Origin of the sequence: Antarcticimicrobium sp., assembly GCF_029212575.1 — a bacterium.
Taxonomy (GTDB): Bacteria; Pseudomonadota; Alphaproteobacteria; order Rhodobacterales; family Rhodobacteraceae; genus Antarcticimicrobium.
This window is the reverse complement of sequence record NZ_JARGPK010000042.1, coordinates 181,053-197,500: the sequence shown is the minus strand read 5'-3', so window position 1 is coordinate 197,500 and position 16,448 is coordinate 181,053. Positions and strand designations below refer to the sequence as shown.

12 protein-coding genes and 1 pseudogene are annotated in these 16,448 nt (G+C 64.3%); 7 read left to right on the top strand and 6 right to left on the bottom strand.

All coding sequences use genetic code 11. From position 1 onward, the window contains the following. Window positions 1-117: 117 nt before the first annotated feature. Entirely contained in the window at window positions 118-1,896 is a 1,779-nt protein-coding gene (gene aspS, locus P1U75_RS08415) for an aspartate--tRNA ligase (RefSeq protein WP_300242006.1), read from the bottom strand. Window positions 1,897-2,084: 188 nt separating this feature from the next. Between aspS and P1U75_RS08410 the strand changes: the two genes are divergently transcribed. The 5 genes and pseudogenes from P1U75_RS08410 (at window position 2,085) to P1U75_RS08390 (ending at window position 9,496) form a co-directional block, all read left to right on the top strand. Then, a complete protein-coding gene (locus P1U75_RS08410) occupies window positions 2,085-3,317 on the top strand; it encodes a cyclopropane-fatty-acyl-phospholipid synthase family protein (RefSeq protein WP_300242004.1) in 1,233 nt (410 codons plus the stop codon). Between the two features lie 279 nt (window positions 3,318-3,596). Further along, window positions 3,597-5,159 (top strand): hypothetical protein, encoded by a 1,563-nt coding sequence (locus tag P1U75_RS08405; RefSeq protein WP_300242001.1) that lies wholly within the window; start codon window positions 3,597-3,599, stop codon window positions 5,157-5,159. Window positions 5,160-5,356: 197 nt separating this feature from the next. Continuing rightward, window positions 5,357-8,716: pseudogene (gene carB / locus P1U75_RS08400) on the top strand (carbamoyl-phosphate synthase large subunit). 247 nt (window positions 8,717-8,963) lie between these two features. Beyond that, window positions 8,964-9,218, top strand: a complete 255-nt coding sequence (locus tag P1U75_RS08395; RefSeq protein ID WP_300241999.1) for a type II toxin-antitoxin system CcdA family antitoxin — start codon at window positions 8,964-8,966, stop codon at window positions 9,216-9,218. Between the two features lie 11 nt (window positions 9,219-9,229). Next, window positions 9,230-9,496 (top strand): CcdB family protein, encoded by a 267-nt coding sequence (locus P1U75_RS08390; RefSeq protein ID WP_300241997.1) that lies wholly within the window; start codon window positions 9,230-9,232, stop codon window positions 9,494-9,496. Window positions 9,497-9,600: 104 nt separating this feature from the next. Here the strand turns inward: P1U75_RS08390 and P1U75_RS08385 are convergent, their stop codons facing one another. Further along, the gene (locus P1U75_RS08385; RefSeq protein ID WP_300241994.1) at window positions 9,601-11,355 is read right to left on the bottom strand and encodes an alpha/beta fold hydrolase; all 1,755 of its coding nucleotides are present in this window, start codon (window positions 11,353-11,355) and stop codon (window positions 9,601-9,603) included. Window positions 11,356-11,732: 377 nt separating this feature from the next. Here P1U75_RS08385 and P1U75_RS08380 point away from each other — a divergent pair, with 377 nt between their 5' ends. Continuing rightward, window positions 11,733-12,857: a beta-ketoacyl-ACP synthase III gene (locus P1U75_RS08380; RefSeq protein ID WP_300241992.1), complete on the top strand. Its 1,125-nt coding sequence runs from the start codon at window positions 11,733-11,735 to the stop codon at window positions 12,855-12,857. Between the two features lie 55 nt (window positions 12,858-12,912). On the opposite strand, the gene P1U75_RS08375 is transcribed toward P1U75_RS08380, so the two are convergent. Next, on the bottom strand, window positions 12,913-13,362 hold the full coding sequence (locus tag P1U75_RS08375; RefSeq protein WP_300241991.1) for a hypothetical protein: 450 nt from the start codon (window positions 13,360-13,362) through the stop codon (window positions 12,913-12,915). Window positions 13,363-13,714: 352 nt separating this feature from the next. Between P1U75_RS08375 and P1U75_RS08370 the strand changes: the two genes are divergently transcribed. Continuing rightward, complete coding sequence (locus tag P1U75_RS08370; RefSeq protein ID WP_300241989.1) at window positions 13,715-14,308, top strand: thymidine kinase; 594 nt, start codon at window positions 13,715-13,717, stop codon at window positions 14,306-14,308. A 4-nt stretch (window positions 14,309-14,312) separates the two neighbouring features. On the opposite strand, the gene P1U75_RS08365 is transcribed toward P1U75_RS08370, so the two are convergent. From P1U75_RS08365 to proC, 3 genes are read right to left on the bottom strand one after another with little or no spacing between them, the layout of a single operon-like run. Further along, complete coding sequence (locus P1U75_RS08365; RefSeq protein WP_300241987.1) at window positions 14,313-15,269, bottom strand: D-glycerate dehydrogenase; 957 nt, start codon at window positions 15,267-15,269, stop codon at window positions 14,313-14,315. Beyond that, the gene (locus tag P1U75_RS08360; RefSeq protein ID WP_300241985.1) at window positions 15,269-15,607 is read right to left on the bottom strand and encodes a tRNA-binding protein; all 339 of its coding nucleotides are present in this window, start codon (window positions 15,605-15,607) and stop codon (window positions 15,269-15,271) included. The genes P1U75_RS08365 and P1U75_RS08360 overlap by 1 nt, the downstream gene beginning before the upstream one ends. Beyond that, window positions 15,600-16,415, bottom strand: a complete 816-nt coding sequence (gene proC, locus P1U75_RS08355) for a pyrroline-5-carboxylate reductase (protein WP_300241983.1) — start codon at window positions 16,413-16,415, stop codon at window positions 15,600-15,602. Before proC ends, P1U75_RS08360 begins: the two co-directional genes overlap by 8 nt. Window positions 16,416-16,448 lie beyond the last annotated feature (33 nt).

The window sequence follows — 16,448 nt, the reverse complement described above, 5'->3', positions numbered from 1 at the left end:
ACGCGGATAAGTTCGCCTCACGCGGCAAAGCTTAAACCGCAACGCGGCCCGGTTCCTAGTGGAACGGGCCGCGCCGGGTTGGTTTTTTCACCGCTCGGCGGAGCTCCGCCCGAAAGCTCAGTCCTCGCGCGGGATCACGCGCAGGCCCAGGTCCATCAGCTGGTCGCTGGTCGGCTCGCTGGGGGCGTTCATCATCAGGTCCTCGGCGCGCTGGTTCATCGGGAACATGATGACCTCGCGGATGTTGGCTTCGTCGGCCAGCAGCATCACGATCCGGTCGATCCCGGCGGCGCAGCCCCCGTGCGGCGGCGCGCCGTACTGGAATGCGTTGACCATGCCGCCGAACCGCTTGCGCACCTCGTCCTCGCCATATCCGGCCAGTTCGAAGGCCTTGAACATGATCTCGGGCTTGTGGTTCCGGATCGCGCCCGAGACCAGCTCATAGCCGTTGCAGGCCAGGTCGTACTGGTATCCCAGAACCTCCAGCGGATCGCCCTGCAGCGCCTCCATTCCGCCCTGCGGCATCGAGAAGGGGTTGTGGCTGAAATCGATCCTGCCGGTCTCGTCGTCCTTTTCGTACATCGGGAAATCGACCACCCAGCAGAACGCGAAACGGTCCTTGTCGGTCAGCTTCAGCTCCTCGCCGATGACGGTACGGGCGCGGCCCGCGACCGCCTCGAAGCTGGCGGGCTTGCCGCCGAGGAAAAAGGCGGCGTCGCCCTTGCCCAGGCCCAGTTGCTGGCGGATCGCCTCGGTCCGTTCGGGGCCGATGTTCTTGGCCAGCGGTCCGGCCGCCTCCATGCCGTTCTCACCTTCCCGCCAGAAGATATAGCCCATCCCCGGCAGCCCCTCTTTCTGGGCATAGGAATTCATCCGGTCACAGAACTTGCGGCTGCCGCCCGATTTGGCCGGGATCGCGCGGATCTCGGTCCCGTCCTGCTCCAGCAGCCTGGCGAAGATGGCAAAGCCCGAGCCACGGAAATGTTCCGAGACATCCTGCATCTTGATCGGGTTGCGCAGGTCGGGCTTGTCGGTGCCGTACCAAAGCGCCGCCTCTTTGTACGAAATCTGCGGCCAGTGCTTGTCGACCGTCTTGCCGTCGCCGAACTCCTCGAACACGCCCTCCAGCACCGGCTGGATGGTGTCGAACACGTCCTGCTGGGTGACAAAGGACATCTCGAGGTCGAGCTGATAGAAATCGGTGGGCGAGCGGTCGGCGCGCGGATCCTCGTCGCGGAAACAGGGCGCGACCTGGAAATACTTGTCGAAGCCCGACACCATGATCAGCTGCTTGAACTGCTGCGGCGCCTGCGGCAGCGCATAGAACTTGCCCGGATGCAGGCGGCTCGGCACCAGGAAGTCGCGCGCGCCCTCAGGGCTGGATGCGGTGATGATCGGGGTCTGGTATTCGCGGAACTTCTGATCCCACATCCGGCGGCGGATGCTGGCCACCACGTCGCTGCGCAGGGTCATGTTGCGCTGCATCGCCTCGCGGCGCAGGTCGAGGTAGCGATAGCGCAGCCGCGTCTCCTCGGGGTATTCCTGATCGCCGAACACGATCAGCGGCAGCTCGCCGGACTGGCCCAGCACCTCCAGGTCGCGGATATAGACCTCGATCTCGCCGGTGGGGATCTTGGCGTTGATCAGCTCGGGCGCCCGCGCCTTGACCTCGCCGTCGATGCGTACGCACCATTCGCTGCGCAGCTTCTCGACGTCAGCAAACACCGGGCTGTCGGGATCGCACAGCACCTGGGTGAGGCCGTAGTGATCGCGCAGGTCGATGAACAACACCCCGCCGTGATCGCGGATCCGGTGGACCCAGCCCGACAGGCGGACGGTCTGGCCGACTTCGGCGGCGGTGAGGTCTGCGCAGGTATGGCTGCGATAGGCGTGCATCGGGAGGCTCCCCTCGGGCGGTCTGGGCGGTCATGAATGTCGCGCCGATACACCGTGCCCGGCCCGGGAAGTCAAGGGAGCAACAGGTGACGCAACGGGATTCGCAACGGTGTTGGGAATTGAAAAAAGCTGGTGTAACGTTTTCGCGGAGCAAGGAAACAGCGAACCGGAGAGCCGGAGGTATGTCCATGTGGACCAACATTTTCGATCGCATGCTGCAGCGATTGATCCAGACCGGTCAATTGCAGGTCACCTATCCCGATGGCCGGACCGAATGTTATGGCACCCAGGCCGAGCCGGGCGCGGCGGTGCGCATTACCCAGGAGGCGACGCTCAGGGCCCTGTGCCTGAACCCCGAGCTTGCCCTGGGCGAATCGTATATGGAGGGCACGCTTCAGATCGAGGGCGACGACGTCGAGGGGCTGCTGCGGGTGCTGCTGCGCAACCGCCGACGCGACGACCTGCCGCTCTGGGCGCGGTTCTACAGCCGGTTGCGCTATGGCGCGCAAAGCTGGCTGCGACGCAACACGCCCGGGCTGGCGCGCAAGTACGTGGCGCATCACTACGACCTGTCCGACGATCTGTACCGGCTGTTTCTGGACGAGGACATGCAATACAGCTGCGCCTATTTTTCCGATCCGGGGATGAGCCTGGAGGACGCGCAGCGCGCGAAAAAGGCTCATATCGCCGCCAAGCTGCGGATCGAGCCGGGCATGCGGGTGCTGGATATCGGCTGCGGCTGGGGCGGCATGGCGCTGACGCTGGCGCGCGACCACGGCGCCCATGTCACCGGCGTGACCCTGTCTGAGAACCAATTGGCCACCGCCCGGCGCCGCGCCGCCGAGGCCGGGATGGAGCGCAACACTGAATTTCGGCTGCAGGACTATCGCGACATCAGCGAGACCTTTGACAGAATCGTCTCGGTCGGCATGCTCGAACACGTGGGCGTGCCGTTCTACGGGACCTATTTCGCACAGGTCGCCAACCTGCTCGAGCGCGACGGTCTGGCCCTGATCCACACCATCGGCAGCCTCGCCCCGCCGGGGGCGCAGGCGGAATGGATCACCAAGTACATCTTTCCCGGCGGCTATATCCCCACCCTGTCACAACTGACGCCTGCGGTCGAACGCTCGGGCCTGTGGTCGCTGGACATCGAGGTGATGCGGTTTCATTACGCGATGACCCTGCGGCATTGGCTGGACCGCTTCGACGCCAACCTCGACACCGTGCGACAAAGTTATGACGACCGGTTCATCCGGATGTGGCGCTATTACCTGATCGCGTGCTTCATGACCTTCGAGGAGGAGCAGCAGGTGGTGTTCCAGTTCCAGCTCGGTCATCGCGGCGACGCCGCACCGTTGACGCGCGACTACCTGCATCCCCTCGCACCGGACCGGGATTTCCACGAGGCCGCCGAGTAGCCCCCGCAAGACATCGGGGGAAGGAATTTCGCCAGGAATATTGGCGATTTGCCCAAAAAAAAGGCGGCCGTCGCCGTCGGCGGAATCACGCTTACGGTGTCGCGTTCTCGTGCCGACGACCAACAATCAATTGCCAGATCAGCCGATTCCAAAGTACTTTCATTACGGAGGTGTAACTTTGTTCACAGAGTGCGCCTCCACTTGAGTTTAAGAAGAAATTTGTACCGTCCCCTGCAATCTGGTGCGACCCGCACCAACGCAGCAAATAGGAGAAGAGCAATGGCTATTTACACGGGCGAAGACGACGTCGATGACGTCCTGGCTGGGTCCCTGTTCAGCGATCAAATACTCGGTCTGAGCGGCAACGACGTTCTGCTTGGCCAGAACGGCGATGACTTTCTCGACGGCGGAGACGGCAACGACGTTCTGGTCGGCGGCATCGGCGACGACGTATTGCTGGGAGGCGCCGGCAGGGACGTGTTTGACCTGACCGCGGGCGACGACACCGCCTTTGGCGGCGATGGCAGTGACCATTTCGTCGTCAACGGCTTTGCCGGTGACCACGTGGTCATCACCGACACGGCGGGCAACAGTGACACCATCAACTTCCACGGCGGCATCACAGGCGCCCGGATCGACATGAACCCCGGCAGCATCTCCGAGGTGGACGACCGCACCATCGAACTGACCGGCCTGACCGACGATGGCCCGCGGGGGCTGGAACTGGTTCTGCTGGAGGATCTCTCCGGCTCGTTCGGCGACGACCTCACGACCGTGAGCGGTCTGGCCGACGATCTGGTCACCGCTCTCTCGGGTCTGGCGACCAGCGTTGAGCTGGGCCTTGCCAGCTTTATCGACAAGCCGACCTCGCCCTTCGGCAGCACATCGGACCATGAGTATCAGACCGCGCTGGGCCTCACCTCCGATTTCGATGCCTGGAAAGCCGCGCTCGACGCGCTGGTTCTCGGCAGCGGGTCTGATGGCCCCGAGTCGCAGCTGACCGGCCTGATGCAGGTGGCGCTGCGGACGGCCGAGGTTGGGTGGTCCACCGATGCGACCAAGGTCGTGGTTCTGGCCACCGACGCGGTGCCGCACTTTGCCGGCGACAACCCGGTTGCCCCGAACGATGGTGACGACGTCACCGACGGCCCCGGCGATGACGGCACCGGCGAAGACTATCCGACCCTTGACCAGGTCAAGGACGCCCTGATCAAGGGCGGGATCGTCCCGGTCTTTGCCGTGTCCGATTTCGGCACCTCGGTCACAGAGGCCTACCAGGACATCGTCGATTTCTTCGGCTTCGGCACCGTTGTTGACCTGAGCTCGGACAGCTCGGACATCATCGACTCGATCGAAACCGGCATCAGCGACGCCACCGACACCCTGATCGAGAATGCCATCGGCACCGATTTCCGCGATATCATCGAGGGCAACCGGGCCGACAACCTGATCAAGGGCAAGGGCGGCAACGACAAGATCAACGGCGGCGCCGGCGATGATGAAATTTATGGCAATGCCGGCAAGGACAAGATCGACGGCGGCAAGGGCGACGACCTGATCGCCGGCGGTGCCGGCAAGGACAAGCTGAAGGGTGGGGACGGCGACGACGTGTTCGAGTTCAACGCCGATACGATCGTGCCGACGGATGTTGTCCTGGATTACGAGGACGGCTCCGACACCTTCAACATCCTCGACGACGTGCTCCACACCTTTGCCGACATCGGTGTCCGCAAGGCTGGCAGCAGCGTCATCCTGGATCTCGACGGCGTGGACTTCGCCAAGGTCAAGAACACCGACGTGGCGGATATCGACGCCTCGGACTTTACCTTCGGCATCGCCTGATCCGATCTGAAACCATTGAATCCCCCCGCCTTTGCGGGGGGATTTCCTTTTGCGCATCCGGCGGGCCATGAGATGGCCGCAACCCGCTGCGCGCGCCCCTTGCACCTTTCCTTTGCTCCCCTATAAAGCGGGTCAATTTGACAGCCCGCCCGCAGCCGATGACTCGCACGGATGCGACCAGATCGAAGGAACAGGCCATGCCGAAAAGAACCGATATCCAGTCGATCATGATCATCGGGGCAGGCCCCATCGTGATCGGCCAGGCCTGCGAGTTCGACTATTCCGGCGCCCAGGCCTGCAAGGCCCTGCGCGAAGAGGGCTACCGGGTGATCCTGGTCAACTCCAACCCGGCGACGATCATGACCGATCCGGGGCTGGCCGATGCCACCTATCTCGAACCGATCCCGCCGGAAGTGGTTGCAAAGATCATCGAAAAGGAACGCCCCGACGCGCTCTTGCCGACCATGGGCGGGCAGACCGGGCTGAACACCTCGCTGGCGCTTGAGGAAATGGGCGTGTTGGACAAGTTCGGCGTCGAGATGATCGGCGCCAAGCGCGACGCCATCGAGATGGCCGAGGACCGCAAGCTGTTTCGCGAGGCGATGGACCGGATCGGGCTGGAAAACCCACGCGCCACCATCGTCACCGCCCCGAAGAAAGACAACGGCAAGGCCGACCTGGAGGCCGGGGTGCAGATCGCGCTCGACGCGCTCGAGGAGATCGGCCTGCCCGCGATCATCCGTCCCGCCTTTACCCTGGGCGGCACCGGTGGCGGTGTCGCCTACAACCGCGAGGATTACATCCACTTCTGCCGCTCGGGCATGGATGCCTCGCCGGTGAACCAGATCCTGGTTGATGAAAGCCTGCTGGGCTGGAAAGAATATGAGATGGAGGTGGTCCGCGACAAGGCGGACAACGCGATCATCGTCTGTTCCATCGAAAACGTCGATCCGATGGGCGTGCATACCGGCGATTCGATCACCGTGGCGCCGGCGCTGACGCTGACCGACAAGGAATACCAGATCATGCGCAACGGCAGTATCGCCGTGCTGCGCGAGATCGGGGTCGAGACCGGCGGCTCCAACGTGCAATGGGCGGTCAGCCCGGACACCGGCCGCATGGTGGTGATCGAGATGAACCCGCGGGTGTCGCGGAGCTCGGCGCTGGCGTCCAAGGCGACCGGCTTTCCCATCGCCAAGATCGCCGCCAAGCTTGCCGTGGGCTATACACTGGACGAGCTTGACAACGACATCACCAAGGTGACGCCCGCCAGCTTCGAGCCGACCATCGACTAGGTCGTCACCAAGATCCCGAAATTCGCCTTTGAAAAGTTCCCCGGCTCCGAGCCCTACCTGACCACCGCGATGAAATCGGTGGGCGAGGCGATGGCGATCGGCCGCACCATCCACGAATCGCTGCAAAAGGCGCTGGCCTCGATGGAATCCGGGCTCACCGGCTTTGACGAGGTGGTGATCCCAGGCGTGCAGGCGGACCCGTGGGAGGACGCCGGCGCCGACAAGGCCGCGGTGATCAAGGCGATCAGCCAGCAGACCCCGGACCGGATGCGCACCATCGCCCAGGCCATGCGCCACGGGCTGACCGACGAGGAAATCCACGCCGTCACCATGTTCGACCCCTGGTTCCTGGCCCGCATCCGCGAGATCGTCGAGACCGAGGCCGAGCTGCGCAAGACCGGCCTGCCGGTGACCGAGCAGCGGCTGCGCGCGCTCAAGATGATGGGCTTCACCGATGCCCGCCTCGGCACGCTCACCGGCCGGGACGAGGCCAACGTGCGCCGCGCCCGCCGCAACCTGGGCATCAGCGCGGTGTTCAAGCGGATCGACACCTGCGCCGCCGAGTTCGAGGCACAGACCCCTTACATGTACTCCACCTACGAGGCCCCGATGATGGGCGAGGTGGAATGCGAGGCGCGCCCGTCGGACCGCAAGAAGGTGGTGATCCTGGGCGGCGGCCCGAACCGGATCGGGCAGGGGATCGAGTTCGACTATTGCTGCTGTCACGCCTGTTTCGCGCTGACCGACGCGGGCTACGAGACCATCATGATCAACTGCAACCCCGAGACCGTCAGCACCGATTACGACACCTCCGACCGGCTCTATTTCGAGCCGCTCACCTTCGAGCACGTGATGGAGATCCTGCGGGTCGAGCAGATGAACGGAACCCTGCACGGGGTGATTGTACAATTCGGCGGCCAAACTCCCCTGAAACTGGCCAATGCGCTGTTCGAAGAGGGCATCCCGATTCTCGGCACCACGCCCGACGCCATCGACCTGGCCGAGGACCGCGAGCGGTTCCAGGACCTGGTCAACAAGCTCGGCCTGAAGCAGCCGCACAACGGCATCGCCTCGACCGACGAACAGGCGCTCAAGATCGCCGAGATCATCGGCTTTCCGCTGGTGATCCGCCCCTCCTACGTGCTGGGCGGGCGCGCGATGGAGATCGTGCGCGACATGGATCACCTGAAACGCTACATCAACGAGGCTGTGGTGGTCTCGGGCGACAGCCCGGTGCTGCTCGACAGCTATCTTTCCGGGGCGGTTGAGCTGGACGTGGATGCGCTCTGCGACGGCACCGACGTGCATGTGGCGGGCATCATGCAGCATATCGAGGAGGCCGGCGTGCATTCCGGCGACAGCGCCTGTTCGCTGCCGCCCTACTCGCTCTCGGCCGAGCTGATCGCCGAGGTCAAGACCCAGACCCATGCGCTGGCCAGGGCGCTGAACGTGGTCGGGTTGATGAACATCCAGTTCGCGATCAAGGACGGCGATATCTACCTGATCGAGGTGAACCCGCGCGCCAGCCGCACCGTGCCCTTCGTCGCCAAGGCCACGGATTCAGCGATTGCCTCGATCGCCGCGCGGATCATGGCGGGCGAAAAGCTGGCCGATTTCCCGCAGCGCGCGCCCTATCAGCAGGACGCCGATTACGACACCGTGCTGCCGCTGGCCGACCCGATGACGCTGGCCGATCCCAACATGCCGTGGTTCTCGGTCAAGGAGGCGGTAATGCCCTTTGCCCGGTTCCCCGGCGTCGACACCATCCTCGGCCCCGAAATGCGCTCGACCGGCGAGGTGATGGGCTGGGACCGCGATTTCCCGCGCGCCTTCCTCAAGGCGCAGATGGGCGCGGGCATGTCGCTGCCGCGCGCGGGCCGCGCCTTTGTCTCGATCAAGGACGCCGACAAGACCGCGCTGATGCTCGAGGCCGCGAAAACGCTGGTCGATCTCGGCTTTACCATCGTCGCGACCCGCGGCACGCAGGGCTGGCTGGCCGGGCATGACGTGGCCTGCGACGTGGTCAACAAGGTCTACGAGGGGCGCCCCGACATTGTCGACATGATGAAGGACGGCGAGATCCAGCTGGTGATGAACACCACCGAGGGGGCGCAGGCGGTCGAGGACTCCAAGGGCATCCGCTCGGTCGCGCTTTATGACAAGATCCCCTATTTCACCACCGCCGCCGGCAGCCACGCCGCGGCGTTGGCGATCAAGGCGCAGGCCGAGGGGGATGTCGGGGTGAAATCGCTACAGGCGTGATCACCGGCGGAAAAACGACGAATGCCCGGCCGAACCGCCGGGCATTTCGCATTTCAGGGTCGGTATCTTTCTGCCCTCGCGATTTCGGCGCCGAACGGTGCTTGATGCCCACCGCCTCATTTAACCTCGGAAAAAAGCCTCCCGACCCTGCTGGTGCGGGGTGAACCTCTGGCGCGCCGAGGATGCCGCTTTGCCATGTGGATGAAATGCGGTATGATCCAGCGGTATGAAGGCGGAGCCCACACAAATGGCCCCTGTGGCGAAGCGCAAAACCTCCCTGACGCTCGACGTCGAGCTTCTTGACCAAGCGAGGGGCTTGGGTATCAATGTCTCCTCGGTCGCCGACACGGCGCTGAGACAGGCCGTCGCGCAAGCCCGGCAACAACGCTGGCGTGAAGAAAACGCGGAGGCCTTCGCGGCCCAGGCGGAATGGCACGAGAAAAACGGGCATCCCTTGGCCGACATCATCGCCGCGCCCGGGCGCGCGTCTTGGGACCATTGAAGCGCCATGACGTGGCAAACTACAACGGCGTTGCCATGGTCATCGTCGAAAGCGACCTGTTGCCGACGGATCCTGCCGTGGTGGTCATTCCGCTGCTTCCCGACTATCCTGCCGTGACGCATTTGAATCCCGTGATCCTGCATGATGGCAGGCGGCTGGTCTTGGCGACCCGGCTGATCGCGGCGGTGCGCCGATCGACCCTGCGCCGCGACGGGACTGTCGCGGATCAGGCCGATCTGATCACGCGCGCGATCGACGTCCTGATGATGGGCGTATAGCCAAGGCAGCAGGTGCAAGCCAAACGGTCGGGCATTTCACTTTGCGCACGACGTCGCATGTAAAACGTTGCGCGACGGATCCCGGATCAATCGCCCCCTGCCCCTCACCGCATCATCACATAGGTGCCTGGCGCGTCGCAGATCGCATTGCCCATCTTCGGCGGCGCGACCGGCTCGCCGCGTTGCTGGCCCTTCAGCCAGTTCACCCAGGCCAGCCACCACGACCCGTCATGGGTTTCGGCCTGCTCCGCCCATTCCTCGGCCGGGATGAAGTGGTTGTTGCTCAGGATCCGGCCCAGCCGGAAATGGCGGTGGTGATGCCCCGGCTCGGATAAGACTCCGGCGTTGTGGCCACCGTTGGTCAGGGCAAAGGTCACCTCGGAGCGGGTCAGCGCGCCGGTCTTGTAGGCCGATTTCCACGGCGCCACGTGGTCGGTTTCGGTGCCGACGGCAAAGATCGGCATCTGAATGTCGCGCGGCGTGACCGGGTGCCCCTCGACTTCGAACTTGCCGGTTGCAAAGGCGTTTTCAAGGAACAGCTGGCGCAGGTATTCCGAATGCATCCGGTAGGGCATGCGCGTCGAATCCGCGTTCCAGGCCATCAGGTCGCTGGAGCGCAGCGTCTCTCCCATCAGGTATTCATGCTGCAGCCGCGACCAGATCAGGTCGTTGGAGCGCAGCAGCTGGAACGCCCCAGCCATCTGCGCCGCGTCGAGATAGCCGTTCCGCCACATCATGTCCTCGAGGAAGGAGACCTCGCTTTCGTTGATGAACAGGGTCAGTTCGCCGGCCTCGGTGAAATCCATCTGGGCCGCCAGCAGGGTCAAGCTGGCCAGGCGGGTGTCGCCCTCGCGCGCCATGGCAGCGGCGGCAATGCTCAGCAAGGTGCCGCCAAGGCAATACCCCACCGCGTGAACGCGGGTGGCTCCGGTGCGCTGCGTCACCTCGTCCAGGGCCGCCATCGGCCCCATCCGGCGATAGTCCGCCATGCCATAGCCGGCATCCTCGGCACCCGGGTTGCGCCAGGAAATCATGAAGACGGTGAACCCCTGTTCGGTCAGGTATTTCACCATCGAGTTTTCCGGGCTGAGATCGAGGATATAGTATTTCATGATCCAGGCCGGCACGATCAGCACCGGCTCGGGCTGGACCTTTTCCGTTGCCGGCTCGTACTGGATCAGCTCGATCAGATGGTTGCGATAGACCACCTTGCCGGGCGTGACGGCCACTCTCTCGCCGACGCAATACTCCTCCGACAGCGGTTCCTTTTCCCGCAGAAGGGCGTGCTGGACATCTTCCTGAAAATTGCGCGCGCCCTCGAGCAGGTTGGCACCGCCGGTCTTGATGGTCTTTTCCAGAATCTCGGGGTTCGTCGCGATGAAATTGCTGGGGGCCATCGCATCGAGGATCTGGCGGGCTGCGAAATTTACCACCCGTTCATTGGCGCGCGACATCCCGCGCACGCCCGTCGTGGCCTCGTCCCACCATTTCTGGGTCAGCAGAAAGGCCTGCTGATAGGCCGCGAAGGGCTGATGCGCCCACCCTTCGTGGCGAAAGCGGCGGTCGCGGGCATCCGGTTCGGCGCAGGCCGCGCCGTTGCCGTTCATCGCGCATCGGGTCAGGTAACGGGAAAAGTCGGACCAGTTTTCAAACGCCAGATGACCAAGCTGCAACTGCTTGCCTGGCGAGCTTGCCATGTGCAGCGCCCATTCCGTGTAATGCTGCATCAGCGCCGCCGGCGACAGCCCCGAGGTCATCTGGCTGATCGCGGCGCGAAAGGCGGTGTCGATCATGTTGGCCAACTCGCGTTCGGGATCATGCGGGGCCTTCGGATCGAATGTGGTGTCGGAGTTGGTCAAAACAAATCCTGCCTGTGTCGGAGATCGGCCAGAGGCGATCCAGGGTCGCTCCGGTCCTCGCTTTATCTATTCAGTATTTCGGTTTTGTGAATCCCCTGCCGACATTTTTGTCGAGCTGCCCCCCGGTTTGCGCCACCGACAGGCAAAAGCCAGCTTGACCGCGCGCCTCCGGGCGGCCCACACTGAAAAAAACGAGCAGAACCGGAAAACCCCATGCGCCTTGCCCTTGCCCTGGTCAGCCTTCTCGCCCTTGCTGCCTGCGGCGGGATCCCCCTGATCCCGCTGATTTGAGCGCGCGGGCCGCGCCTGACCTGTCCCATGCTTGACCTTTGCGCGCAATTTGGGCCAGATCGACAGGCTGCGCAGGAGAGCCTAACATGCATACACCCGCGATCACGGGCAGCGGGGTCTTCACCCCGGACGAGATCATCACCAATGCCGAACTGGTCGAGGCGTACAACGCCTATGCCGACCGGGTGAACGCCGAGAACGCGACGACCATCGCCGCCGGCGGGATGGAGCCCCTGGCCCATTCCTCGGACGAGTTCATCGTCAAGGCATCGGGGATCGAGCGGCGGCACGTGATGAACAAGAGCGGCATTCTGGATCCGTCGGTGATGCACCCGCTGTTCCGGCAGCGCAGCGACGATGAACCCTCGCTGATGGCCGAGATGGCGCTCGATGCCGCCAAAAAGGCGCTGGCTCAGGCTGGCAAGCAGCCCGAGGATATCGACCTGGTGATCTGCGCTGCCTCGAACATGGAGCGCGCCTATCCGGCGATGGCGATCGAGATCCAGGATCTGCTGGGGATCGAGGGGTTCGCATTCGACATGAACGTCGCCTGCTCCTCGGCGACCTTCGGCATTCAGGCCGCCGCCGACATGGTGCGCTCCGGCTCGATCCGCGCCGCGCTGGTGGTCAACCCCGAGATCTGCTCGGGCCACCTGGAATGGCGCGACCGCGATTGCCATTTCATCTTCGGCGACGTGGCCACCGCCACCGTGATAGAGCGGATGGAGGATGCCAGCGGCCCATTCTTCGAGATCCTCTCGACCCGCTGCGCCACGTTGTTTTCCAACAACATCCGCAACAACAACGGCTTTCTGCGCCGCTCTCGCCCGGACGGGGTGGCCGACCGCCGCGACATGCAGTTCATGCAGAACGGCCGCAAGGTCTTCAAGGAGGTCGTGCCGATGGTCAGCGCCCATATCGCCGATCACATGGCCGACAAGGGGCTGGAGGGGGCCGACCTGACGCGGATGTGGCTGCACCAGGCCAACAAGTCGATGAACGACCTGATCGGCAAGAAGGTGATGGGCCGCGTGCCGGACCCGCAGGAACAACCCAACATCCTGCAGGAATACGCCAATACCTCCTCGGCGGGCTCAATCATCGCCTTCTCGCAGAACTCCGAGGACATGGCAGAGGGCGATATCGGCCTGATCTGTTCCTTCGGGGCGGGATATTCGGTGGGATCGGTTCTGCTGCGCCGACACGCCTGAGCGCCCGGTAGGATCACCCGGGCGCGGTCGCAGCACCCTGCCCGACCGTATCGCGTCAGGCGCTTTCCTGTTCCAGGTGCAGCTTCATGTCGATCAGCACCCGTTGCAGCAGCACCGTCTCGCGCAGCAGACGCTTGGCCTCGTTCACGGTGATGATCCCGTCCTCGATCGCCATCTGGTATTCGCTCATCAGCATGGCGAACCGTTGGCTCAGCGCGATCACGTCGCTGTTGACCCCGCCGCTCTCCGAGGCATTGGGGCGGCGGTCGTCGAAGGACAGGGAAATCTGCTGCAACTCTGCCAACGCGCTGGTGACATGCGGGTAACCCGCCGCGGTCTCGAGCTTGGCGACGACATCGACGGGCATGAACCGGTCTTCATGTTCCGGATGGTCCGAGTAATAGCGTCCCAATGTCGCCTTCGACTTGCCCGAAATCTCGCAGGCGGCCTCGATCCCGACATCCTTGACCAACGTCTCGGTGTGCCGCTTCAGATAGCTTTCCATTTTTTCGCCCCGCCTGCCCCGTTTTGCGCCCCCAGCCCCGAGGGGGAAGCATCCACATGATTTCCCATTCTTTTGTCTTATTCGAAATGCGATTTGTTTTCTATCCCTCTGGTTTTCGAGGGCGTTAGAGAGTGGTGGGTTGTATTTTGAGCCCGCTTGATTACTGGCGACGGGTCTGCATTGTTCCTTCCCCCCCGTTGCTGAGGCCATTTTGGCCAAGGCGTCGTCGCTGTTGCTCTGCCCGTCCATCCCCAGGGTCGTTCCGTCCCGGATCGCGGCAGACACAGCGGCGGCGTCTATTTTGCGCCCCCTGCGCCTTGCCGCCTGGTCATTCTGCGCTTAGACGACCGCCATGGCAAAGCTGTTCTTCAACTACTCAACCATGAATGCCGGGAAATCGACGGTGCTGTTGCAGGCGTCGCACAACTACCGCGAAAACGGCATGAATACGCTGCTTCTAACCGCCGATCTGGATGACCGGGCCGGCGAAGGCCGGATTGCCTCGCGGATCGGAATCGCGGAAGCGGCCGAGACCTTTGGCGCCGGCGATGACCTGTTTGCCCTGATCGCCGAAAGGCACACCACCGAGGCGCAGGCCTGCATCTTTGTCGATGAGGCCCAGTTCCTTGAACCGGAACAGGTCTGGCAACTGGCGCGCGTGGTCGATGACCTGAACCTGCCGGTGCTCTGCTACGGCCTGCGGGTGGATTTCCGCGGCGAGCTGTTTCCCGGCTCGGCCGCCTTGCTGGCGCTGGCCGACGAAATGCGCGAGGTGCGCACGATCTGCCGCTGCGGGCGCAAGGCCACCATGGTGATCCGCCAGGGTCCCGACGGCCAGCCGATGCGCGACGGCGATCAGATCCAGATCGGCGGCAACGAGACCTATGTCTCGCTATGCCGCCGACACTGGCGCGAGGCGATGGGCGAGCGCAAGGCCGGGATCTGAACCCTCAGTTCACCCGGTTGGGCACCTCTTCACCGGCGAAATAGGCCCGCAGGTTCTCTACCGCCATCGCGCCCATGTTCTCGCGCACATCCAGGGCGGCGGTCCCCAGGTGCGGCAACAGCACCGCGTTTTCCTGTACGATCAGTGCCTCCGGCACCTCCGGCTCATGCTCATAGACGTCGAGCCCCGCCGCACCGATCCGGCCCGATTGCAGCGCCGCGATCAGCGCCGCCTCGTCGACGATGTCGCCGCGCGCGATATTGACCAGCACGCTGTGGGATCGCATCGCGGCCAGCACATCCGCGCCGACAAGGTGATGCGTCTCGGGCGTGGCCGGGGCGGCGACGACAAGGATATCGGCCCATCCGGCCAGGTCGGTCAAATGGTCAAACCGGGTGGCGGGATGATCCAGCGCCTTTTCGGAGCGGTTGAAATACCCCACCTCCATGCCGAAACCGAAATGGCAGCGCCGCGCCACCGCCTGGCCGATCCGCCCCATGCCGATCACGCCCAGCTTGCGCCCGGTCACGTGCAGGCCCAGCATCTGGGTCGGGTGCCAGCCCTGCCAGCCCCCGGACCGGACCAGACGCTCGCCCTCGCCCGCGCGGCGGCAGGCCATCAGGATCAGCGTCATGGCGATATCCGCGGTCGCGTCGGTGACGGCGCCGGGGGTGTTCGACACCGTCACCCCGCGCGCCCGGCAGGCGACGGCATCGATATGGTTGTAGCCAACCCCGAAGTTGGCAAGAATCCGGCAGCGCGGGCGGCCGAAATCCTGCAAAATCTCCGCCGTCACTGAATCGCCCAGGGTGAGCATCATCCCGTCGTAGACCGCAAGGCCCGCCCGGATCTCGGCGGCGGTCATCGGCTGCGTGTTTTGGCGCACCTCGACGTCGAACAGCGCCTCGGCGGCGGCGATGGTGGCGGGCGGCATCGGCCGCGACAGAAGAACCCGTTTCATCAGTGCATCCGCGCGCCGTCGGCGACCGATTGGTCCGGGCCGATCAGCACCACATCGCCATTCTCGTCGGCCAGCCCCAGAACCAGCACTTCAGACATGAACTTGCCGATCTGGCGCGGCGGAAAATTGACCACAGCCATCACCTGTTTTCCCACCAGCGCCTCGGGCGCGTAATGGACGGTGATCTGGGCCGAGGATCTCTTCTCCCCGATCTCCGGGCCGAAATCGACCCAGAGCTTGATCGCGGGTTTGCGCGCCTCGGGATAGGGTTCGGCGCGGGTCACGCGGCCGACGCGGATGTCGACCTTGAGAAAATCGTCAAAACTGATCTCAGCCACGGGACAACTCCCGCGAGCGGTCGGCGGCAGCGGCAACGGCGCGTTTCAACAGGGGCGGAAACCCGGTTTCAGCATCCATCAGAACCTCCAGCGCGGCCTGGGTGGTGCCGTTGGGACTGGTGACGTTGATCCGGAGTTGTTCGGGGCTCTCCTCGGCGGCCTCGGCCAGAGCACCGGCGCCGGCCACCGTGGCCTTGGCGAGCGTCATCGCCAGATCGGCGGAAAGACCCTGCGCCTGCCCCGCCGCCGCCAGCGTTTCGATCAGGTGAAAGACATAGGCCGGGCCAGAGCCGCTGACGCCGGTGACCGCGTCCATCTGCGCCTCGCTGTCCAGCCGCACGGTCTGGCCCACCGCAGCAAGCAGCCGTTCGGCGGTATCAAGGTCGTCGGCACTGGCGCGCGCGTTGCCGATCAGCGCGGTGATGCCGCGCCCCACTGCCGCCGGCGTGTTGGGCATGGCGCGCACGATGGGGGTGTTTGCCCCCAGCATCTCTTCATAGGCGGAAATCGGCGTACCGGCGGCGACCGAAACGAACAGCGTCCCGCCGCCGCCCAGCCTGTGCAGGCCCGGCAGCGCCTCGCGCATCATCTGCGGTTTGACCGCAACCAGCGCGATGGCGGGGCTCTCGGGCAGCGGCGCGTTCAGGTTGACACCCTGCGTCCGCACCCAGTCGGAGGGGTGCGGATCGACCACCCAGACCTCGGCCGGGGGCAATCCGCGCTCCAGCCAGCCCGCCAGCATGGCCGACCCCATCTTGCCGCAGCCCAGAAGCACCAGCCCCTGGTCCGCGATACGCGAGAAATCCATCCTTACGCCCCTCCCCGTCCTGTCGGTTCGGGG